This window comes from Neobacillus driksii (assembly GCF_013409995.1).
Classification (GTDB): domain Bacteria; phylum Bacillota; class Bacilli; order Bacillales; family Cytobacillaceae; genus Neobacillus; species Neobacillus driksii.
In genome coordinates, this window is the sequence record NZ_JACCBX010000004.1 from 20,863 (window position 1) to 42,930 (window position 22,068).

A 22,068-nucleotide genomic window follows, 5' to 3' on the forward strand; every position below is an offset into this window, starting at 1 on the left:
TATAGGACTTGAGAGAGTACTTAAATACCGCCAAATCGACGTTGACGATTCTGATATGCTTCAATTGCTTCAATTAGATGTTTTTCTCTAAAATCTGGCCATAATACATCCGTAAACCAAAACTCCGTATAGGCTAATTGCCATAGCATAAAATTACTTAGCCGGATTTCTCCACTAGTCCGAATTAATAAATCGGGGTCTTTGTGGTTGGAAGTCATTAGATATGAGGAGAAGACTTCTTCGTTTAACTCGCTCTCTTTCAGTATTCCACTTTTATAATCATTTAAGACTTTTTTGGCCGCATCAATAATTTCGGATCTGCTTCCATAGTTAAGCGCAAAGTTTAATACAAGACCATCATTGTTCTTTGTATCTTCAATCGCTTTTTCAATTGCATGTAAAGTATGTACCGGAAGTTGGTCTTTATACCCCATCATTTCTACTTGAACGTTTTCTTCAATTAATTCTGGCAGAAAGGTTCCTAAAAATTCCTCAGGAAGCTTCATTAAATACTCCACTTCATTTTTTGGCCGTTTCCAATTTTCTGTTGAAAAAGCATATAACGTCAGCGTTTTTATTCCAAGAGAGTTTGCTAACTTTGTTATTTTACGCACGACCTTCATACCTTCATGATGACCGGCAATTCGTGGCAATGCTCTCTTTTTTGCCCAACGCCCATTGCCATCCATAATAATCGCTACATGTTCCGGTACCGGCAATTTTCTAACCTCTTCTATTTTTTCTCGGAGTGTGGAAGAGTTATTATTTTGATTCTTCCAAAGCCTAATTTTATTAAACATAACATTGCTCCTCCAAATTCAGATAATCATTTCCTCCGATAATAGATCATGCCCACAGAGCCTGTGTTGATATATATGAAGAATGCTGATTTTTGCATGCTTTTATCATACCAAAAAAGTAAAAATATATCTTCTTCTAATTAATTTATGTAGTAGGACAAGAAATAAGAATGATGTTTTACTCTCTACTTTATATTAATTTGGCTGTGTTAAATTTGGCTGTTGATTTGCGCTCCAGGCGCTATGCTTTCCGCGGGCTCGCCCGTGAGCCTCCTCGGTCGTTCCGACCTGTGGGGTCTCACTCAGCTCGTTCATCCCGCAGGAGTCAAGCGCCTTCCGCTCCAATCAACAGGTTCTAAAATCATCAGTCTCTCTTAACACAGCCATTTTTTAATGAGAAAATAGTGAAAAAACCCCCTGAAAAGAGGGTTCTTCAAAATAGTTAAACTTCCAAGATTTCTTTTTCTTTGTCTTTTGTTATTTGATCGATCTTATTGATATGTTCATCTGTTAGTTTTTGAATATCATCAGAATAACCGCGAAGTGCGTCTTCAGTTATTTCTCCGTTTTTCTCCAGCTTTTTCAAATCATCGTTACCGTCACGGCGGATATTACGGATAGCTACTTTAGCCTCTTCTGATTCTTTCTTTACTAATTTCACTAGCTCTTTACGGCGTTCTTCTGTCAATTGAGGAATGGCAAGTCTGATGACCTGACCATCATTTGAAGGGTTTAACCCCAAGTCAGATTTAAGAATTGCCTTTTCAATATCACCTAGAATGGATTTGTCATAAGGCTGGATGACAAGTAGTCGCGCTTCTGGTGTAGAAATTCCAGCCATTTGATTCACAGGAGTAGGTGCCCCGTAATAATCAATAGTAATCCTATCTAATAAAGAAGCACTTGCTCTACCTGCACGTATACTAGCAAGCTCACGAGTATATGCTTGTATTGCTTTAAGCATTCTATCCTTCGTAGCTGAAACTACTTGTTTTGGCATTAAATTTTCCCCCTAACAATTGTTCCAATTTTTTCACCCATAACAGCACGTTTAATATTACCTTGTTCCATGATAGAAAAAACAATAAGTGGAATATCATTATCCATACATAATGAAGACGCAGTTGAATCCATAACAGCCAATCCTTCTTTAATTACGTCTAAGAAAGTGAGGTCATCATATTTTGTTGCATTAGGGTCCAAACGTGGATCAGCTGAATAGACACCATCAACATTGTTTTTTGCCATTAAAATTACTTCAGCATCAATTTCAGCTGCTCGTAATGCAGCAGTTGTATCAGTAGAGAAATATGGATTTCCTGTACCGGCAGCAAAAATAACTACTCGCTTTTTTTCTAAATGTCTCATTGCACGACGTCTAATATATGGCTCTGCAACTTGACGCATTTCAATTGAGGTTTGAACGCGAGATTCAATACCAAGGTGCTCTAAACTGTCTTGCAGCGCTAGTGAATTCATAACCGTGGCTAGCATACCCATATAATCAGCAGTTGCTCTGTCCATTCCCATTTCACTACCTATTTTACCACGCCAGATATTACCACCGCCAACAACAACTGCAACCTCAACACCAAGTTCTGCAATTTCCTTTACTTGTCCAGCGATTGATTTAATAACGGATGGTTTAATACCGAAGCTTGATTCTCCTGCAAGTGCTTCCCCGCTTAGTTTTAGAACGACACGTTTGTACTTAGGACCGCTCATATGAACCTCCTTATTATGTATATTATTATAAAAAAAACTTTAAAAATAGGGAACACAACGTGTTCCCTATTCAAAACATATTTTGCGTACCATGCTTATAAAAAATTACTTTTTATTTACTTGGTTCATAACTTCTTCAGCGAAGTTGTCTTCACGCTTTTCGATACCTTCGCCTACTTCGTAACGAACGAATTCACGTACAGTAGCACCTTTTGATTCAACAAACTGACGAACTTTTTGGTCAGGGTTTTTAACGAAAGTCTGGTCAAGTAAGCATACATCTTCAAAATATTTTCCAAGACGGCCTTCAACCATTTTTGCTACGATATTTTCAGGCTTTCCTTCGTTAAGTGCTTGAGTAGTTAACACTTGACGCTCACGTTCAACTTCTTCTTGAGAAACTTGGTCACGAGAAACATATAAAGGTCTTAGAGCAGCAATGTGCATTGAAACATCTTTTGCTGAATCCGCATCAGTAGTACCCTCAAGAACTGTCAATACACTAATACGTCCACCCATGTGAAGGTAAGCACCAAAAGCATCATTGTCAGTTTTTGATACTACTGTAAAACGGCGAAGTGATAATTTTTCACCAATTTTAGCAATAGCAGCATTGATATAGTCTGCAACAGTCACTCCATTAATAGTTTGAGCAGAAGCTTCTTCAACAGTTGCTGGCTTGTTAGCAAGCAAGTGTGCAGCTAATTCTTTTACAAGGGTTTGGAATGCTTCGTTCTTTGCAACGAAATCCGTTTCAGAGTTTACTTCTAAAATAACTGCATTGTTTCCTTCAGCAACAACATATGTTAAGCCTTCTGCAGCAATACGGTCACCTTTCTTCGCAGCTGAAGCAATCCCTTTTTCACGTAAGAAGTCAATTGCTTTTTCCATATCACCATTAGTTTCTGTTAACGCCTTTTTACAATCCATCATGCCTGCGCCTGTTTTTTCGCGTAGTTCTTTTACCATTTGAGCAGTAACTGCCATTGTAAATTCCTCCTTAAACTATGTACTATACTACTATCTTAGCCATTCCAAGTTAAGATAAACATTTCTTAAAAAAAGGTGATAAAGGGTCTCCCTCTTATCACCTTTTGAAATAAATCGATATCTTACGCTTCTTGTGCTACTTCTTCACCTTGTTTAGCTTCTAAGATAGCATCCGCCATTTTACCAGTTAATAGTTTTACAGCACGGATTGCATCATCGTTAGCTGGGATTACAACATCGATTTCGTCTGGATCACAGTTAGTATCAACAATACCTACGATAGGAATGTTTAACTTTTTAGCTTCTGCTACTGCGATACGCTCTTTACGAGGATCGATAATGAAAAGTGCATCTGGAAGCTGCTTCATATCCTTAATTCCGCCTAAGAATTTTTCAAGGCGTTCTTGTTCTTTCTTTAATTGAACAACTTCTTTTTTAGGTAATACTTCGAAAGTACCGTCTTCTGACATTCTTTCAATATCTTTTAAGCGGCCAATACGCTTTTGGATTGTTTCAAAGTTTGTTAAAGTACCACCCAACCAACGTTGGTTAACAAAGTACATACCTGAACGAGCTGCTTCTTCTTTAACAGAATCTTGAGCTTGCTTCTTAGTACCAACAAAAAGGATCGTTCCGCCATTAGCAGCAAGATCTTTTACCCAGTTATAAGCTTCTTCAACTTTCTTAACTGTTTTTTGTAGGTCGATGATATAGATACCGTTACGCTCTGTGAAGATATATTTCTTCATTTTAGGGTTCCAACGGCGAGTTTGGTGTCCGAAGTGTACACCAGCTTCAAGCAATTGCTTCATTGAAATTACTGACATGTTATTTTTCCTCCTATGGTTTCGTTTTCCTCCGCTTGCCTCATATTTAAACAGCAACTGTATTTACAGCACCGGCTGTTAAATCAACAAGCGTGTGTAATAACACCGTTAAATAATATAGCACATGTGAAGATAACAATCAAGTTTTACTTTAGAAAAAATAAATCTCCAGTTTATCTGGAGATTTATTTACAACTATATTAGTTGGATCTTAATTTATCTAATTCAACAAGGAATTTATCATTAAGAACTTTGATATAAGTACCCTTCATCCCAAGTGAACGAGATTCGATTACTCCAGCACTTTCAAGCTTTCTTAGTGCGTTAACAATAACGGAACGTGTAATACCAACACGGTCTGCAATTTTTGAAGCTACTAGTAAGCCTTCATGGCCATTTAACTCTTCAAAAATATGTTCGATAGCTTCAAGCTCACTATAAGATAATGAACTAATCGCCATTTGAACAACTGCCTTGCTTCTCGCTTCTTCTTCGATTTCTTCTGACTTTTCACGTAAAATTTCCATACCAACAACCGTTGCACCGTATTCAGCAAGAATAAGGTCATCATCATGGAACTTTTCTTGCAATCTTGCAAGGATTAATGTTCCAAGACGTTCCCCGCCGCCAATAATTGGCACGATCGTTGTTAATCCTTCACGGAATAGATCTCTATTTTCAACAGGGAATGCAGTGTATTGGCTTTCTATATCAAGATTCGAAGATGTCTCTTGAATATTGAATAAACCATTTGTATATTCTTCAGGGAATTGTCGATCCTCTAGCATTTTTTTCATACGATCATTTTCGATTTGTTGGTTAATCGCATAGCCTAAAAGCTTTCCACGACGGCTTAAGATGAAAACGTTCGCTTCAATAACTTCACTTAAAGTTTCTGACATTTCCTTGAAGTTTACAGGTTTTCCTGCTGCCTTTTGTAGTAATAAATTAATTCTTCTTGTTTTTGTAAGTAAATCCATCTGTTTCTTCCTCCTAATTAACTGCAACCATTATTAAGTTTTATTGTTCTATCATTATAAGATAAATTGGCTTAAATCTTTGTTTTTAGATATTGCTCCAAGCTTATCATCTACATATTGTGGAGTAATCGTAATCTTCTCCATTAAAATATCAGGTGCCTCAAACGACAAGTCTTCTAGTAGTTTTTCTAAAATCGTATGAAGTCTTCTAGCCCCAATATTATCTGTATTTTGATTCACTTCAAAAGCAACTTCAGCTATTCTACGAATAGCATCGTCAGAAAATTCAATTTGTATACCTTCTGTTTCTAATAATGCTTGATATTGTTTAATTAAAGCATTATCCGGTTCAATTAAGATCCTAAAGAAATCGTCGACGGTTAACTTCGTTAATTCTACTCGAATTGGTAACCGTCCCTGTAATTCTGGAATTAAATCTGAAGGTTTTGACATATGAAAAGCGCCAGCAGCAATAAATAAAATATAATCTGTTCTAATGGAACCATATTTCGTAACAATTGTTGAACCCTCAACAATTGGCAGGATATCTCGCTGTACACCTTCACGAGACACATCTGCCGAAGAACCGCCTGAATTTCTGCTTGCAATTTTATCAATTTCATCGATAAAAATGATACCTGTTTGTTCAGCACGATAAACCGCTTCCGTAGTAACCTCATCCATATCAATTAATTTTGCTGCTTCTTCATTCGTTAATACTTTCCTGGCCTCACGGACTGTTAATTTTCTTTTCTTCCGTTTTTTCGGCATGAAGCTACTTAGAGCGTCTTGCATATTCATACCCATTTGTTCCATCCCTGAACCTTGAAGCATGTCAAACATGGATGGTGTTTGTTCTTCCACTTCTACTGTCACGATTTCTTCTTCTAGTTGACCCAGTGCTAGTTTTTCCCTAACAATTTTACGTTTTTCATTGACTGAGTAATCTTCTTGATGGTTATCCTGCTCCACAGCTGTATTGCCGCCGCCAAATAACATTTCAAGTGGGTTTTTATAATTTTGCGCTTTTTTTGCTGATGGTACTAGTAAGTCAACCAGCCTGGCATTTGCATTTTCCTCCGCACGTTCCTTCACAGCTAACATTCTGTCTTCTTTAACCAATCGGACAGATGTTTCAACGAGGTCACGAACCATAGATTCAACATCGCGTCCAACATAGCCGACTTCTGTAAATTTCGTAGCTTCTACTTTAACGAATGGCGCACCAACCAGCTTAGCAATTCTCCGAGCAATTTCTGTTTTACCAACACCCGTTGGACCTATCATTAAAATATTTTTAGGAATAATTTCTTCGCGGAGTTGTTCATTTAACAAACCACGTCTATAACGATTTCTCAGCGCAACCGCAACTGCTTTTTTGGCGTCCTTCTGACCGATAATATATTGATCAAGTCTTTCAACAATTTGACGCGGTGTTAAGTTATCTGTTTTAGCCATTGTAGGTTCCCTCCCGTTAAAGCTCTTCCACGATAATGTTGTGGTTTGTATATACACAAATTTCAGCCGCAATTTCTAAAGAAGCCTTTGCAATTTCTTTTGCAGTAAGATGATCACCTGCATATTTCTTTAGAGAACGTCCAGCTGCAAGCGCATAATTCCCACCTGAACCGATTGCTAGAATTCCGTCATCAGGCTCAATTACTTCTCCTGTTCCGGAAACAAGGAGTAAATCCTCTTTATTCATGACGATTAGCATTGCTTCTAGCTTTCTAAGAACCTTATCACTTCTCCACTGTTTAGCTAACTCAACAGCAGCTCGTTGGAGGTTGCCATTATATTCTTCTAATTTGCCTTCAAACATTTCAAAAAGAGTGAATGCATCGGCTACAGAACCGGCAAAACCAGCTAATACTCTTCCATTAAATATCTTTCTAACCTTTTTTGCTGTGTGCTTCATCACTACTGCATTACCAAATGTGACTTGACCATCACCAGACATAGAACATTGACCGTTATGATGGACCGCAAATATCGTCGTGGCATGAAATTCGTTCATCATTTCTCCTCCTCTTGCATTTTAAACTAGCAAACCTATGTAACAAGAGATTGTCTTAAGCAGACAAGTGCATTACACTAGAATAGTATGAAAACTTTATTCATTTATTCCCTTTTATATATGGGTATATACGTTTCAAATGATTCCACTCAAACCTCGCTTGTTCACCCATGAACAAAAGGAAATTATGCTAAGCAAATTGGGGTTGTCCAATTGTATATTGTGATTAAGTTTGCTCCAATTGTAAATGGCTGCTACCTAACGTTAATAAATCAGTCACATTTATTAATATGTCAACCTCACAAAGGCTACTAAAGCGTAACACACTTCTTAATCCCTTGCAATAAATTTTACAAAACTTTCACAAAGTTCTGAATTGTTTCTAACGCTCTGTTTGCATGCTGCATATTTCGTTCCTGTTTCCCCTTGATTTTTTCAGGAAGTTCTGGAAATAGTCCAAAATTCGCATTCATTGGCTGGAAATTCTTTGCGTTAGCTGTAGTAATATATCGTGCCATACTTCCAATTGCCGTTTCAACAGGAAACTCTACAGGATCATTCCCCAAAGCTAATCTAGCCGCATTTATTCCAGCAGCAAGTCCACTTGCAGCAGATTCCACATATCCTTCCACACCTGTCATCTGCCCTGCAAAAAACAGATTTTCTCGTTCTCTAAATTGATAAGAAGCTTTTAGAACCTTTGGTGAATTAATAAAAGTATTACGATGCATAACCCCGTAGCGGACAATTTCTGCATTTTCAAGTCCTGGAATTAACTGAATAACCTCTTTTTGTGGACCCCATTTTAAGTGAGTTTGGAAACCAACAATATTATAAAGTGTTCCCGCAGCATCATCTTGACGAAGTTGTACCACCGCATATGGTCTTTTCCCTGTTTTTGGATCTTCTAAACCAACTGGCTTTAGCGGGCCAAATAACATTGTTTTCTTTCCTCTTTGTGCCATAACCTCGATCGGCATGCAGCCTTCAAAGAAGATTTCCTTTTCAAATTCTTTTAATGGGACGGTTTCTGCTTGCACCAGTGCTTCATAAAAGGTGTTAAACTCTTCTTCCGTCATTGGACAGTTTAAGTAAGCCGCTTCACCTTTATCATAACGAGATTTTAGGTAAACCTTATCCATATTAATGCTTTCTTTTTCAAGAATTGGTGCTGCAGCATCATAAAAATATAAGTAATCCTCGCCAGTTAAAGATTTTAGTTGCGCTGATAATTCCGGACTTGTTAATGGACCGGTTGCAATTACCGTTATACCCTCAGGAATTTCTGTTACTTCTTCATTTATCACTGTAACATTTTCATGGTTTCTTACCATTTCGGTCACTTTTGCCGCAAACTCATGTCGATCTACTGCTAAGGCACCACCCGCGGGGACTGAGCATGCATCCGCAGCAGCAATGATAACAGAATCAAGCAATCGCATTTCTTCTTTTAACACACCGACTGCGTTTGTTAAGGTATTTGCCCTTAGGGAATTACTACATACCAACTCCGCAAACTTATCTGTATGATGTGCAGGTGTTTGTTTCACTGGTCTCATTTCATAAAGGCGGACTTTAACACCGCGTTTAGCAATCTGCCACGCAGCCTCACTTCCTGCTAAACCAGCTCCAATTACATTTATTGTTACATCGTTCATGTATTTACCTCCTGATTTTTCAAAGCTTAAGAACCATGAATTTAGCTTTACTTTTTACTATGTTTACTTTTCCCTCTTTTTAGCCCATCTTGCATTGTACTATACGAATCAAAAACAAAAAAGTTTTATGATTTCTATAAAAAGCGGAAGTACCTTGAACAGAGCTAAATAAACAGATAAAAAGAGTGAGCTTTTGCTCACCCTTAACTTTGTGGTTCTTCCTTGTAATCACACTTTGTACATTGAACTTGAACACCTTTTTTCAATTTCTTTTCTACAAGTGGACCTTCACATTTAGGACAAGGTCTTGGTAACGGTTTATCCCAAGAAATAAAATCACATTCAGGAAAACGATCACAGCCGTAAAAAATCCTTTTTTTCTTACTTTTACGCTCAATGATATTTCCTTCTTTACAGTTTGGACAGGTGACTCCAATCTCTTTAACAATGGCTTTCGTATTTCGGCAATCAGGGAAATTGCTACAAGCCATAAACTTACCATATCTGCCCATTTTGAACACCATCGGACTAGTGCATAATTCACAATCCTCACCTGCAGGCTCATCTTTAATCTCAACAGACTGCATTTCCTTCTCGGCTATTTCAAGGTGTTTTTCAAATTGCTGATAAAACCCATCAATAATTTCAACCCAGCGTACTTTCCCTTCCTCAACATTATCTAAATCCTGCTCCATTTTTGCAGTAAAATCAACATTGATAATATCCGGGAAGAATTCTAGAATTAATTCATCAACGATTTCACCTAACTCGGTAGGGACAAATCTCTTATTATCCAGTGCAACATATCCACGCTTTTGGATAGTATCTAAGGTTGGTGCATATGTGGATGGACGTCCGATACCTAGTTCTTCAAGGGTTTTAACCAATCTAGCCTCCGTGTATCTTGGCGGCGGCTGTGTAAAATGTTGTTTTGGTTCAATGTCCTTCTTAAAAACAACATCGCCTTCTTGTAAGTTTGGCAGCATTTTGTCCCGTTCCTCAACTTGATCATCTGAACCTTCCACATATAGCTTCATAAATCCTGGAAACTTGATTTTTGAACCAGTAGCACGGAATAGGACATTCCCATTTTGTAAGTCGACACTCATTGTATCCATTACAGCCTGTGCCATTTGACTTGCTAAAAATCGCTCCCAAATTAATTTATATAACCGCAATTGGTCTCTAGATAAAAAAGGCTTTAAACTGTTTGGATCACGCAGGGTGCTTGTCGGGCGGATAGCTTCGTGAGCGTCTTGTGCATTGGACTGTTTTTTCTCTTTTCTTTGTTCTTCTTTTAAGTATTCCTTGCCGTATTCAGAAAGGATATAGTCTGCTGCCTCTTTTTGAGCTACCTCGGATATCCGGGTTGAGTCTGTTCTCATATAGGTGATAAGACCAACTGTTCCAGCGGAGCCAAGTTCAATTCCCTCGTATAACTGCTGTGCCAGCATCATTGTTTTCTTTGCACGAAAATTAAGTTTCCTAGCTGCTTCTTGCTGGAGTGAAGAGGTGATAAATGGTGGAGAAGGATTTCGTTTACGCTCCTTTTTTGTTACCGATACCACCTTGAATTTATCGCCTTCCATTTGTTTTAAAATCTCTTCAACATCCTGTTCTGATTTCAGTTCTGTTTTTTCCTTGTTAGCTAGGGAGAAATAAAGAGCACTAAAATGATCTTTCCCCTTCAGCAACTCTCCTTCAATCGTCCAATATTCTTCAGGAATGAATGCTTTAATTTCATTTTCTCGTTCAATAATTAATCGGACCGCAGTCGATTGAACCCGTCCTGCACTTAATCCTTTTTTGACCTTTTTCCATAAAAGCGGGCTAATGTTATAACCAACCAGCCGATCTAATACCCGTCTTGCTTGCTGTGCATCCACTAAATCCATATTGATTGGCCGCGGGTGTTTGAAAGATTCTTTGATTGCTTCCTTGGTTATTTCATTAAATACAACCCGGCAGTCTGAATGGATATCAACATTCAAGCTATGAGCTAAGTGCCATGCAATTGCTTCCCCTTCGCGATCCGGGTCAGCCGCGAGATAAACTTTCTTTGCTTTTTTTGCTGCAGTTTTTAATTCCTTTAACACTGGTCCTTTACCGCGAATGGTAATGTATTTGGGTTCAAAGTTGTTTTCTTTGGAGACCCCCATTTGGCTGCGAGGCAAATCACGCACGTGCCCCATAGATGCTTTTACTTTATATTTATTTCCTAAATAGCGTTCAATTGTTTTCGCTTTTGCAGGTGATTCTACAATTACAAGAAACTCTGACATGCAAATAATCCTCCTCAAGGGGATATTAGAAATGTGAAAGCAATCTGAAAAATGACCAGACCTGCTTACAATTTGAGAAGATTTCCTAAATTCCAAATTTTCCAATTCGGTCCTGTGAAAATACTTTACAAAAATGCCTTATCCCTAAATTTATCTTTTTATATAATTATTCCTATGAAAAGTGGATAGTGTCTCATCATGAATACCTCTTATTTTTAAACAAATAACTATTGATGTCAATGACATCGAAACCGTTTACAACTAGTTAATGATAATAATACGCCAAAATATTCCTATTTACACATACTTTTTTTCGAATATCTGTTGGAAAATGTATAACATATTAGAAATAATTTCAAGCTTTTTTAGCATCATTCTCCAAGAATACAGAAAAAACCTGCAAAAAACGAATAAATCATTGATATTGTTTTATACAAAAAAGTTATACCCGAAGTTCTTCTAAAATATCCTCGCTGCTCATTACTAGCTTTGCACCTTGCTTAATGAGGTCATTTGTACCTAGTGAGTTTTGATTAAATATACTTCCTGGCAGTGAAAAAACCTCACGACCTTCATTGACTGCATAGTTAGCTGTAATGAGGGATCCACTTTTTCGTTTTGCTTCTATTATAAATGTCCCATTTGATAATCCGCTGATGATTCGATTACGTGCTGGGAAATGCCATCGCAATGGTTTTGTATCTGGGGGATACTCAGAAATGACCAACTGAGATTTCATCATTTCCTTTGCTAATTCAGCATTCTCCTTTGGATAGATATGATACACTCCTCCTGCTATAACTGCAATCGTTTTACCTCCATTTTTCATTGCATACTCATGTGCTAGTGTATCAACACCACTTGCTAAACCACTCACAATTACTACTCCCTTTTCCACCAACGAAGGGAACATTAAACGGATGGCACTCTTACCATATTGAGTTGCTTTCCTAGAACCTACGACAGCCAGCTTCGGCTGAATCTCAAGCAAAGATAAATCGCCTTTTACAAATAATACCCACGGCGGCTGATATATTTCTTTTAGCAAACTGGGATAATTGTGATCAAAAATCGTAATAACCTTAATTCCGTTCTTTTCATATTGCGCGATTTTTTGGGTAATGTTTTCAAGTTGGATGGATGGTAAGGAAGGTATGCTTTTTGAGATGGTGTTTGTGGAAGAAGGAAATAAACTATATTGGCAGAATTGTGATTCATCATGTATAGCCGATTGAAGAGATGGGTCTTTTTTCATAAATTGCAAAACATTACTCCATGACATTCCCGAATGGTGAAGCAACGCTATAAGTCTTTCTCTAAAATCATCCATTATAAACCTCCATTAGTAAAAGAATAAATAAGAAATAGTCCCTCCGTAAAAAGGGACTATTTCTCCTATTCTTAGTGTGTTTTACACTTATCATATATGCCATGTTCTTTTAATACTTCAATTAAAGTTTCACCCATTACGGATGGTGTATCGGCCACTTTAATTCCGCATTCATTCATAACACGAATTTTTTCATCAGCTGTTCCTTTTCCACCTGAAATAATCGCACCAGCATGGCCCATTCGCTTTCCTGGAGGAGCAGTACGCCCGCCGATAAATCCAACAACTGGTTTAGTCATATTTGCTTTAACCCATTCCGCTGCTTCCTCTTCAGCTGTACCGCCAATTTCACCAATCATGATAACAGCGTATGTTTCTGGATCTTCATTAAATGCTTTTAAAACATCGATGAAGTTTGTACCATTCACAGGGTCTCCGCCAATTCCAACAGCTGTCGTTTGACCAATTCCAGCTTGTGTTAACTGGTGAACAGCTTCATAAGTTAGTGTTCCAGAACGAGAAACAACCCCAACATGACCTTTTGTATGAATGTAACCTGGCATGATCCCAATTTTACATTCATCAGCAGTAATAACACCAGGGCAGTTCGGACCAACTAAGCGAGTCTTCTTGCCTTCCATATAACGTTTTACCTTTACCATATCCAATACTGGGATATGCTCCGTAATACAGATAGCTAATTCTAATTCTGCATCAACAGCTTCAATAATGGCATCCGCTGCAAATGGTGCAGGAACGTAGATAACAGAAGCAGTTGCGCCTGTAGCTTCAACAGCTTCTTTCACTGTATTAAATACAGGTACACCTTCTACTTCCATGCCGCCTTTACCAGGAGTGGTTCCACCAACGATTTGTGTTCCGTATTCTAACATTTGTTTTGTATGAAAAAGGGCAGTTGAACCTGTAATCCCTTGAACAATAACCTTCGTATCTTTATTAATAAAAACGCTCACGTTAATTCCCCTTTCTTTCGATCCTATTTCACAAGTGAAACGATTTTTTGTGCACCGTCAGCCATTGATTCTGCAGGAGTGATCGCTAAACCAGACTCAGCAAGAATTTTCTTACCTAAATCAACGTTTGTTCCCTCAAGTCTAACAACAAGAGGTACACTTAGTTGAACCTGCTTAGCAGCCTCGACTACACCCTCAGCAATGACATCACATTTCATGATTCCACCAAAGATATTAACAAAAATACCTTTTACGTTTGGATCAGAAAGGATAATTTTGAATGCTTCTGTAACCTTTTCAGCTGTAGCACCGCCCCCAACATCAAGGAAGTTCGCTGGGTCTCCGCCATAGTGCTTAACAATATCCATTGTTGCCATAGCAAGTCCGGCACCATTTACCATACAGCCGATATTTCCATCTAAAGAAATATAGCTTAAATCATATTTAGAAGCTTCAATTTCCTTTGGATCTTCTTCTTCCAGATCACGGTAAGCTAGTACATCTTTTTGACGATATAATGCATTTGAGTCAAAGTTTAACTTTGCGTCAAGAGCCATTACTTTTCCATCACCTGTTACAACCAATGGGTTTATTTCAGCAATAGAGCAATCCTTTTCGATGTAAGCATTATATAAGCCCATCATGAATTTAACAGCTTGATTAACAAGCTCTTTTGGTATGTTGATATTGAATGCGATTCGGCGCGCCTGATAAGGCATTAAGCCAACAACCGGATCAATTTCTTCTTTGAAGATTTTCTCCGGAGTTTTTTCAGCTACTTCTTCAATTTCTGTTCCGCCTTCTTCAGAAGCCATTAGAACAACTCTTGAAGTTGCACGATCTAATACTAGACCAACGTAGTATTCTTTTTTGATATCGCAGCCTTCTTCAATTAATAGACGCTTAACTTCTTTACCTTCAGGACCAGTTTGGTGTGTAACCAATGTTTTCCCTAGGATTTCACTAGCGTATGTACGCACTTCATCAAGGTTTTTAGCGACTTTAACTCCACCGGCTTTACCCCGGCCGCCAGCGTGGATTTGTGCCTTTACTACACATACTTGTGAGCCTAATTCCTTTGCAGCTTCTACAGCTTCTTCAACCGTGAATGCCACTTTGCCATTAGGAACACTTACCCCGTATTTTCTGAGGATTTCTTTCCCCTGATACTCATGGATATTCATTTCCCATCCTCCTATCAAACTCTTCAAAAAATTGACTCCGTTTTCATTTTATAGAATGAGTGAAACCTTGTCCACCGTTATGCACAAAAAAATTATATTCCTCATAATATTATGAATTGTTAAACCTCGTAATTAAAGCGCTTTCATAAAAAATCAAATCAAAAAATGACAACTTAATATTTTCTAACAATAACAAAACAAGCTAGTTTTGCTTGTTTTGTTATTGTTCCAACACCCATTCTTTTACTGGCGCAAAACTCTTTCGATGGTAAGGTGTAATGCCATGCCTTTGAATAGCCAGTATATGTTCCCTAGTACCATACCCCATATTTTGTTGAAACCCATATTCAGGAAATTTCGTTGATAATTCAACCATTAGGCGGTCTCTTGCAACTTTTGCAACAATGGAGGCAGCAGCAATAGACACACTCTTTCCATCTCCTTTAATGATAGGTTCAACTACAAACGGTGTTTCAAGCTTCATCGCATCAATCAGCAAAACTTCTGGATTGGGGTCTAAAGATGCAATTGCAGCTATCATCGCCTTTTTGGTAGCCTCATAAATATTGACTCTATCAATTTCAGCAGCGTCAATTATTGCAACACTAACTGCTATCGCTTCTTTTCTAATGATTTCATCATATTCATTGCGTTTTTTTTCTGATATCTTTTTTGAATCATCAATACCTGGCAAGAAAAAGTCTTCGGGCAAAATAACTGCTGCTGCCACTACCGGTCCTGCAAGCGGCCCCCTGCCAACTTCATCCACACCTGCTATATATTTATAGCCTTGTGACCGCCATTTGTTTTCGTAAAGGTTCATTTCATTAAACTTTTCATGAAGCTGTCTTTCCTGTTCCATTCTCTTTTGCCATCTATGTATTAATTGTTGAACCCCTTTACGTTCATCCTTCTGAATTCTTTTAAAAAAAGGGTCACTTTCAGCCGATATGTTATTAAGCTGTTGTTCTATTTCTGCAATGGTTAATACTTTCATTTTATTCACCCGTTGTAAATCATACCTTTCCTAGCGATTTATTACAATGACCAAAAATAAACAAAAACTCTCCATGAATGAGAGTTTCTTTGGTGTTTACTTATTTTCAGTTTTATCGACTATATCGCTCGGCCTTTCAAATGTCAGTGGTCCAAATTTCTCAGACCTAATTTCCCTTATCACTAGTTCGGATACTTTATCATAATCCACGATGCCGCCTGCTCCGAGACAACCTCTAAGCTCTCCAATTTGATCAAACATTTCGACCACATTTTCAGGGACAGCATCAAGTTTATAACGTTCCTTAAGTCTCTCTGGATAGTTTTCTTCCAAAAACTTAATTGAAAAAACAACAAGGTCCTGCAAATTTAGCAGAGTGTCTTTTATAGCACCCGTCACAGCAAGCTTCTTACCAACCTCTTGGTCTTCAAACTTCGGCCATAGAATACCCGGAGTGTCTAATAACTCCAGCTCTTTGCCAACTTTGATCCACTGCTGGGCTTTTGTTACCCCTGGCATATTTCCTGTCTTTGCAATATTTTTCTTGGCAAGCCGATTAATTAATGTTGACTTTCCTGCATTAGGGATCCCAACTATCATGGCACGTATGGCTCTAGGGTTTACTACCCCCTTTGCTCTGAGGCGATCAAACTTTTCCTTTAAGATTTCATGGGATGCCTTTACGATATCCTTCATACCTTCCCCAGCTTGAGAGTTAATGGCTATTGCTTTAATTCCTCTTGCAGCAAAATGGGCAATCCATTCTTTCGTTATTGCTTTATCGGCAAGATCCGCTTTATTTAAGAGGACCAGCCTCGGTTTATGCTGAATAATTTCATCAATCATCGGATTGCGGGATGAATAAGGAATTCTTGCATCCACTAATTCGTAGATAATATCTACTAGCTTTAATTTTTCCGTGACCTCTCTTCGAGCTTTTGCCATATGGCCTGGAAACCATTGGATTGTCAAAGCAGTCACCTCCTATGTTATTTCAAGATGTGTGCATCTGTTAATGGCCAGTAAACGATACTTGTTTTACCGATTATTTTATCCAACGCGATGGTTCCGATATGTCTGCTATCTTTACTGAAACGACGATTATCGCCCATTACGAACAATTCACCCTCTGGGACAGTCTCAGTACCTACAGGTGTTTCTTCAAGTGTAAAAGGATCGGTTAAAGGGCCCTCCACTTTCTTCTTATATTCATCCAAATAAGGTTCCTCATATGCTTTCCCATTAACATATAGTGTATCGTCTTTATATTCAATACGATCGCCGGGAAGTCCAATTACCCTTTTTATGTAATCCTTCTGTTCCGGCGCATGGAAGACGATAATATCAAATCGTTTTGGTTCACCTATATTATAGCTTAGCTTATTTACTATCATACGGTCTTGATGTTGCAACGTTGGCATCATGGATAGCCCGTCTACTACAATGGGTGCAAAAAGAAAGTAACGAATGACAGCTGCCAGTGCAACAGCAATTAAAAGTGCCTTCGTCCATTCCCAAAGTTCATTCTTCTTTTTTATCATGTCTGTTCCCCGCCAATCACAAAAAAATGTTTGCTATCCTCTTATTTTACATAAAAATTGTTTAATAAACACGTGGGGCTGCACTTTTTAATCAAACTTTAATATTATTTCTCAATGGGGATATAATACTGTATGTACGAAAAAAGAGCTTGCAGAGCAAGCTCTTTCTTTTATTATCTAATTTCTTTAATACGAGCTTTTTTACCACGTAGCTTACGTAAGTAGTATAGCTTAGCACGGCGAACTTTACCGCGGCGCAATACTTCAAGCTTCGCAATTTTAGGTGTGTGTACAGGGAAAGTACGCTCAACGCCTACTCCGTAAGAAACCTTACGAACTGTGAAAGTTTCGCTAATTCCACCACCACGACGCTTAATCACTACACCTTCGAATAACTGAATACGCTCGCGAGTACCCTCGACAACTTTAACGTGTACACGTACAGTGTCACCAGGACGGAACGCAGGTAGATCAGAACGAAGTTGTTCTTTTGTGATTTCTTCAATTAATTTTTGCATCGTTTTCAACTCCTTCCAACAGACGCTCATGCATATCTACTATCCTTTTACATTGCAGCGGAACATCGTTATAAGACCATACTGAATTTGTTACTCAGCTCAAGTCACAAGAAGTATCATAACACAAAAGACAACTCCATGCAATAACTACTCGTATTCTTTTTTTATTTCATTCAGCCAATTTTCCTGGTCATTGGTTAATTCTATTTTTTCTAATAAGTCAGGTCTTCTTAGGTATGTTCGTCGTAAAGCTTCTTTGTTTCGCCACTCCTCGATTAATTTATGATGACCTTGCAGCAGGACCTCCGGAACCATCATGCCACGAAAATCAGAAGGACGTGTGTAATGAGGGTGTTCAAGTAGTCCTGTACTAAACGAATCCTTCATATGTGATTCTTGATTTCCTAAGACTTCAGGCAAAAGACGGACAACACTATCAATCACTACCATTGCTCCAAGCTCGCCGCCAGTTAAGACATAATCTCCTATTGAGATTTCGTCTGTTACCACATGTTCACGTATTCTTTCATCATAGCCCTCATAATGACCACAAACGAATATCAAATGCTCTTCCTTTGCTAATTCCTCTGCTTTTTTTTGGTCATATCTTTTTCCTTGCGGACAAAGCAGGATCACTCTTGTCCGCTTGCTTTCAGCTTGTTCCCTTAGTGCCGCAACAGCGTCGAATATTGGCTGCGGCTTTAATACCATTCCTGCACCACCACCATAGGGATAATCGTCAACGGTCTGGTGTTTATTATCAGCGTAGTCTCGGAAATTGACAACATTGTATTGAACTGCTGATTTTTCAGCTGCTTTATGTAAAATGGAATGTCCCAATACACCTGAAAACATTTCAGGAAATAATGTAAGTACATCTATTTTCATCATGAAAGCAGCCCTTCCATCGGCTCAATTAAGATTACCTTTTCTTTCACATCCACTTTTTTTACAACATCTTCAATATAAGGAATCAATATTTCCTTGCCACCAGGCGATTTAATTACCCACACATCATTTGCACCTGGGGATAGAATCTCGGTAACCTTACCAATTTCCTCACCACTAGTTGTAGCTACGAGGCAGCCAATAATCTCATGGTAATAATATTCATCTTTCTCAAGATTCCCTAGCTGTGATTCTGGAACCTTAAGGATTCCATCTCTAAACTTTTCAACCTCGTTGATATTTTCTACCCCTTCAAAGGTTAAAAGATTAAAGTTTTTGTGCGTACGATGAGTTTTTACCGTTAATTCAATCGGCTTAGTAGCTCCTGGCATAAATAAATACAATGTATTGCCTACTTTGTAGCGCTGCTCAGGAAAATCAGTTTTAGAAATAACCCTGACCTCACCTCTAATTCCGTGTGTATTGACGATTTTGCCAACATTAAACCATTTTTCCATATAACTTGTCACCTCTATCTTATTTCCTCAATCATACCGTTTTTAATGATGATTGTACGCTGTCCTGTTACTTCTTCCCAATTGTCGCCAACATTTACTTCAACAAGGGCCTGCACTTCTTTTTCCTTTAATTCACTGCCTAATGGTAGCATATGTAGTTGTTCGATTTGAAACTCATAAAGCTTTTCTTTATCATGACGTTTTTTGAGTTCTTTTTCAAAATGAGTTTTCAGCGCGCTTGCTTGATATTTTTTTGCCTTTTCTAATTTTTTCAACTCAAATTGAAGCTGTTCATATTCTTTTTGCATCTGCAGCTTGCCTGCAAAATATTTTTCAAGCAGCTTTTGTTTGCTTTGTTCCGTTAAGATTTGCTTTACGATAACAGTTTGAATAAGTTGCATAATACTGCTTCCTCCTTCAGCTTCTGTTTTCATAGGCTAGCTTCAGCGCCTAGGCGCTTCCGCTTTTCATGATAGCAAAAAAGAGGGGAATGTTATTCCCCTCTTCATCTAGATGCAAAAAGCTATTCACCAATTTCTAGAAAAATTTTCTTTTGTTGTGAAGATCCTGCTGCATATACAACAGTCCTAATGGCCTTTGCAACACGCCCTTGTTTACCAATCACTTTTCCCATGTCTGTTTTATTCACAGTAAGATAATAGGTGATCCGTTGATCCTCTTCGTTGACATTCACACGAACATCTTCTGGAAAATCAACAAGGGGCTTTACAATCGTTTCAATTAATTGCTTCATAGCATATTACTTGCTTAACTTAGCATTATGGAATTTTTCCATGATGCCTTGGTTAGAGAAAAGGTTACGAACGGTATCAGATGGCTTCGCACCATCTTGTAACCATTTAAGAGCTAATTCTTCGTTGATTTGGATTGCAGCTGGTTGAGCTACTGGATTGTAAGTTCCAATTACTTCAATGTAACGTCCGTCACGAGGAGAACGAGAATCTGCTGCTACGATACGATAGAAAGGAGTCTTTTTAGCTCCCATACGCTTTAAACGAATTTTTACTGCCATTTTAAATAAGCACCTCCGAATAGTTTCACACAAGATAGTATATTATCAAGTTTTAAATCATTTGTAAAGTGTTTTTTCTTTACACCATTATTACCAATTTTTTCAGTTCTAAAACGGTTTAAAAGGAAATTTAAATCCGCCTTTTTTCTTGCCCTTTTGCTGCATACCTGTCATTTGTTTCATCATCTTCTTCATGTCTTCAAACTGTTTTAATAAACGGTTTACTTCCGGAACGGTTCTGCCGCTACCTTTCGCAATCCTTCTTTTACGGTTTGAATTCAAAATTTCTGGATGAGTCTTTTCTTCCATGGTCATAGAGCGAATGATGGCTTCAACATGTGCAATTTGTTTCTCTTCAATTTGAATATTATTCAAACCTTTGATTTTGTTTGCGCCTGGCATCATTTTTAATAATTCATCTAGTGGACCTAAATTACGAACCTGCCCTAGCTGTTCTAAAAAGTCATCAAGGGTAAAGGAGGCTGTCCGCATTTTCTGCTCAAGCTCTTTTGCCTTTTCCTCGTCCACATTTGCCTGGGCCTTCTCAATAAGCGTAAGTACGTCACCCATCCCAAGAATTCTAGAGGCCATCCGTTCAGGATGGAATGGTTCAATAGCGTCCATTTTTTCGCCTAGACCGACAAACTTTATCGGTGTTTGTGTTACAGCACGAATAGACAGCGCAGCTCCACCACGTGTGTCACCGTCAAGCTTTGTTAAGACAACTCCAGTCAGACCAAGCTGTTCATTAAAGCTTTGGGCCACATTAACAGCATCTTGACCAGTCATTGCATCAACAACAAGAAAGATTTCATCAGGTTTTGCAAGCTCCTTAATATCCTTCAGCTCGCCCATTAGGTTTTCATCGACATGCAAACGTCCTGCTGTATCAATTAAGACATAATCATTATGTTCTTCTTTAGCTTTCGCTATCGCTTGCTTGGCAATTTCTACAGGGCTTACTTGATCACCAAGGGAAAATACAGGCATATCTAGCTGCTTTCCAAGGGTTTCTAGCTGCTTAATCGCAGCAGGACGATAAATATCGGCTGCTACAAGCATTGGCTTACGGTTATATTTTTTACGAAGAAGGTTTGCAAGCTTTCCAGTAGTGGTCGTTTTACCAGCACCCTGTAATCCCACCATCATAATCACAGTAGGAGGACGATTTGAGGCAGCAATCTTGCTTTGCTCACCGCCCATCAATTCTGTCAGTTCCTCATTAACAATTTTAATGATTTGCTGACCAGGGGTTAGGCTTTTTAGTACTTCTTGTCCTACTGCACGGTCGCTGACTTTTTTTACAAAGTCTTTAACAACCTTAAAATTAACGTCAGCCTCGAGTAGTGCAAGGCGGACTTCACGCATCATTTCTTTTACATCCGCTTCCGTTACCTTGCCTTTTCCACGGATTTTTTGAATTGTATTCTGCAGTCGGTCGGCTAATCCTTCAAATGCCATTCATGCCGCCTCCTAATCTAATTTCTCTAGCTCGGCAACCACTTCGAGCATTGCCTGCTTTGATGGGTGTTCTTCATTTAGCAATTCTTTTACATGCCTTAATAGTTTGCTGCGCTCTTGAAATTTCTGAAATAGTAATAGCTTTTCTTCATACTCCTCAAGCATGGCTTCTGTACGTTTAATATTATCATATACAGCCTGACGGCTTACATCGTACTCTTCAGCGATTTCTCCAAGTGAGTAATCATCTAAATAATAGAGAGACATATAGCTTTGCTGCTTTGGTGTTAACAACGAATAATAGAAATCATAAAGATAATTCATTCGCGTTGTCTTTTCAAGCAT

The 22,068-nt window shown here is 38.3% G+C and carries 24 protein-coding genes; all 24 read right to left on the reverse strand.

All coding sequences use genetic code 11. From position 1 onward, the window contains the following. Positions 1-20: 20 nt before the first annotated feature. Positions 21-800 carry an isoprenyl transferase gene (locus tag F4694_RS09360; RefSeq protein WP_179597173.1) on the reverse strand — a complete coding sequence of 260 codons (780 nt, stop codon included), beginning with the start codon at positions 798-800 and terminating at the stop codon, positions 21-23. Between the two features lie 442 nt (positions 801-1,242). Continuing rightward, positions 1,243-1,800 carry a ribosome recycling factor gene (frr, locus tag F4694_RS09365; protein ID WP_179597175.1) on the reverse strand — a complete coding sequence of 186 codons (558 nt, stop codon included), beginning with the start codon at positions 1,798-1,800 and terminating at the stop codon, positions 1,243-1,245. Then, on the reverse strand, positions 1,800-2,525 hold the full coding sequence (pyrH, locus tag F4694_RS09370) for a UMP kinase (RefSeq protein WP_034677039.1): 726 nt from the start codon (positions 2,523-2,525) through the stop codon (positions 1,800-1,802). The genes frr and pyrH overlap by 1 nt, the downstream gene beginning before the upstream one ends. Before the next feature lie 105 nt (positions 2,526-2,630). Then, entirely contained in the window at positions 2,631-3,512 is an 882-nt protein-coding gene (gene tsf / locus F4694_RS09375; RefSeq protein WP_179597177.1) for a translation elongation factor Ts, read from the reverse strand. A gap of 125 nt (positions 3,513-3,637) precedes the next feature. Next, positions 3,638-4,342 carry a 30S ribosomal protein S2 gene (rpsB, locus tag F4694_RS09380; RefSeq protein WP_034677043.1) on the reverse strand — a complete coding sequence of 235 codons (705 nt, stop codon included), beginning with the start codon at positions 4,340-4,342 and terminating at the stop codon, positions 3,638-3,640. Positions 4,343-4,542: 200 nt separating this feature from the next. After that, the gene (gene codY / locus F4694_RS09385) at positions 4,543-5,322 is read right to left on the reverse strand and encodes a GTP-sensing pleiotropic transcriptional regulator CodY (protein WP_179597179.1); all 780 of its coding nucleotides are present in this window, start codon (positions 5,320-5,322) and stop codon (positions 4,543-4,545) included. A 54-nt stretch (positions 5,323-5,376) separates the two neighbouring features. Beyond that, the gene (gene hslU / locus F4694_RS09390) at positions 5,377-6,780 is read right to left on the reverse strand and encodes an HslU--HslV peptidase ATPase subunit (protein ID WP_179597181.1); all 1,404 of its coding nucleotides are present in this window, start codon (positions 6,778-6,780) and stop codon (positions 5,377-5,379) included. 16 nt (positions 6,781-6,796) lie between these two features. Further along, complete coding sequence (gene hslV / locus F4694_RS09395; RefSeq protein ID WP_179597183.1) at positions 6,797-7,339, reverse strand: ATP-dependent protease subunit HslV; 543 nt, start codon at positions 7,337-7,339, stop codon at positions 6,797-6,799. Between the two features lie 350 nt (positions 7,340-7,689). Continuing rightward, the gene (gene trmFO, locus F4694_RS09400) at positions 7,690-8,997 is read right to left on the reverse strand and encodes an FADH(2)-oxidizing methylenetetrahydrofolate--tRNA-(uracil(54)-C(5))-methyltransferase TrmFO (protein WP_179597185.1); all 1,308 of its coding nucleotides are present in this window, start codon (positions 8,995-8,997) and stop codon (positions 7,690-7,692) included. A 203-nt stretch (positions 8,998-9,200) separates the two neighbouring features. Then, positions 9,201-11,279 (reverse strand): type I DNA topoisomerase, encoded by a 2,079-nt coding sequence (gene topA / locus F4694_RS09405; protein ID WP_179597187.1) that lies wholly within the window; start codon positions 11,277-11,279, stop codon positions 9,201-9,203. A 442-nt stretch (positions 11,280-11,721) separates the two neighbouring features. Then, positions 11,722-12,609, reverse strand: a complete 888-nt coding sequence (gene dprA / locus F4694_RS09410; RefSeq protein ID WP_179597189.1) for a DNA-processing protein DprA — start codon at positions 12,607-12,609, stop codon at positions 11,722-11,724. A gap of 71 nt (positions 12,610-12,680) precedes the next feature. Continuing rightward, the gene (gene sucD, locus F4694_RS09415; RefSeq protein ID WP_179597191.1) at positions 12,681-13,583 is read right to left on the reverse strand and encodes a succinate--CoA ligase subunit alpha; all 903 of its coding nucleotides are present in this window, start codon (positions 13,581-13,583) and stop codon (positions 12,681-12,683) included. Between the two features lie 23 nt (positions 13,584-13,606). Continuing rightward, on the reverse strand, positions 13,607-14,767 hold the full coding sequence (sucC, locus tag F4694_RS09420) for an ADP-forming succinate--CoA ligase subunit beta (RefSeq protein WP_179597193.1): 1,161 nt from the start codon (positions 14,765-14,767) through the stop codon (positions 13,607-13,609). Between the two features lie 220 nt (positions 14,768-14,987). Further along, positions 14,988-15,764, reverse strand: a complete 777-nt coding sequence (locus tag F4694_RS09425; RefSeq protein ID WP_179597195.1) for a ribonuclease HII — start codon at positions 15,762-15,764, stop codon at positions 14,988-14,990. A 96-nt stretch (positions 15,765-15,860) separates the two neighbouring features. Continuing rightward, positions 15,861-16,736, reverse strand: coding sequence for a ribosome biogenesis GTPase YlqF (ylqF, locus tag F4694_RS09430; protein WP_179597197.1), 876 nt, complete (start codon positions 16,734-16,736; stop codon positions 15,861-15,863). Between the two features lie 17 nt (positions 16,737-16,753). Beyond that, positions 16,754-17,305, reverse strand: coding sequence for a signal peptidase I (lepB, locus tag F4694_RS09435; RefSeq protein ID WP_179597199.1), 552 nt, complete (start codon positions 17,303-17,305; stop codon positions 16,754-16,756). Positions 17,306-17,478: 173 nt separating this feature from the next. Next, entirely contained in the window at positions 17,479-17,823 is a 345-nt protein-coding gene (gene rplS, locus F4694_RS09440) for a 50S ribosomal protein L19 (RefSeq protein ID WP_034675704.1), read from the reverse strand. 147 nt (positions 17,824-17,970) lie between these two features. Further along, on the reverse strand, positions 17,971-18,714 hold the full coding sequence (gene trmD / locus F4694_RS09445) for a tRNA (guanosine(37)-N1)-methyltransferase TrmD (RefSeq protein WP_218895597.1): 744 nt from the start codon (positions 18,712-18,714) through the stop codon (positions 17,971-17,973). Next, complete coding sequence (gene rimM, locus F4694_RS09450) at positions 18,711-19,229, reverse strand: ribosome maturation factor RimM (protein ID WP_179597201.1); 519 nt, start codon at positions 19,227-19,229, stop codon at positions 18,711-18,713. Before rimM ends, trmD begins: the two co-directional genes overlap by 4 nt. A 14-nt stretch (positions 19,230-19,243) precedes the next feature. Continuing rightward, positions 19,244-19,630, reverse strand: a complete 387-nt coding sequence (locus F4694_RS09455; RefSeq protein ID WP_179597203.1) for a YlqD family protein — start codon at positions 19,628-19,630, stop codon at positions 19,244-19,246. 122 nt (positions 19,631-19,752) lie between these two features. After that, on the reverse strand, positions 19,753-19,983 hold the full coding sequence (locus F4694_RS09460) for a KH domain-containing protein (protein ID WP_034675712.1): 231 nt from the start codon (positions 19,981-19,983) through the stop codon (positions 19,753-19,755). Between the two features lie 6 nt (positions 19,984-19,989). Then, entirely contained in the window at positions 19,990-20,262 is a 273-nt protein-coding gene (gene rpsP / locus F4694_RS09465; protein ID WP_034675715.1) for a 30S ribosomal protein S16, read from the reverse strand. 108 nt (positions 20,263-20,370) lie between these two features. Next, positions 20,371-21,723 carry a signal recognition particle protein gene (gene ffh / locus F4694_RS09470; protein WP_179597205.1) on the reverse strand — a complete coding sequence of 451 codons (1,353 nt, stop codon included), beginning with the start codon at positions 21,721-21,723 and terminating at the stop codon, positions 20,371-20,373. Between the two features lie 12 nt (positions 21,724-21,735). Beyond that, positions 21,736-22,068, reverse strand: coding sequence for a putative DNA-binding protein (locus F4694_RS09475; RefSeq protein WP_179597207.1), 333 nt, complete (start codon positions 22,066-22,068; stop codon positions 21,736-21,738).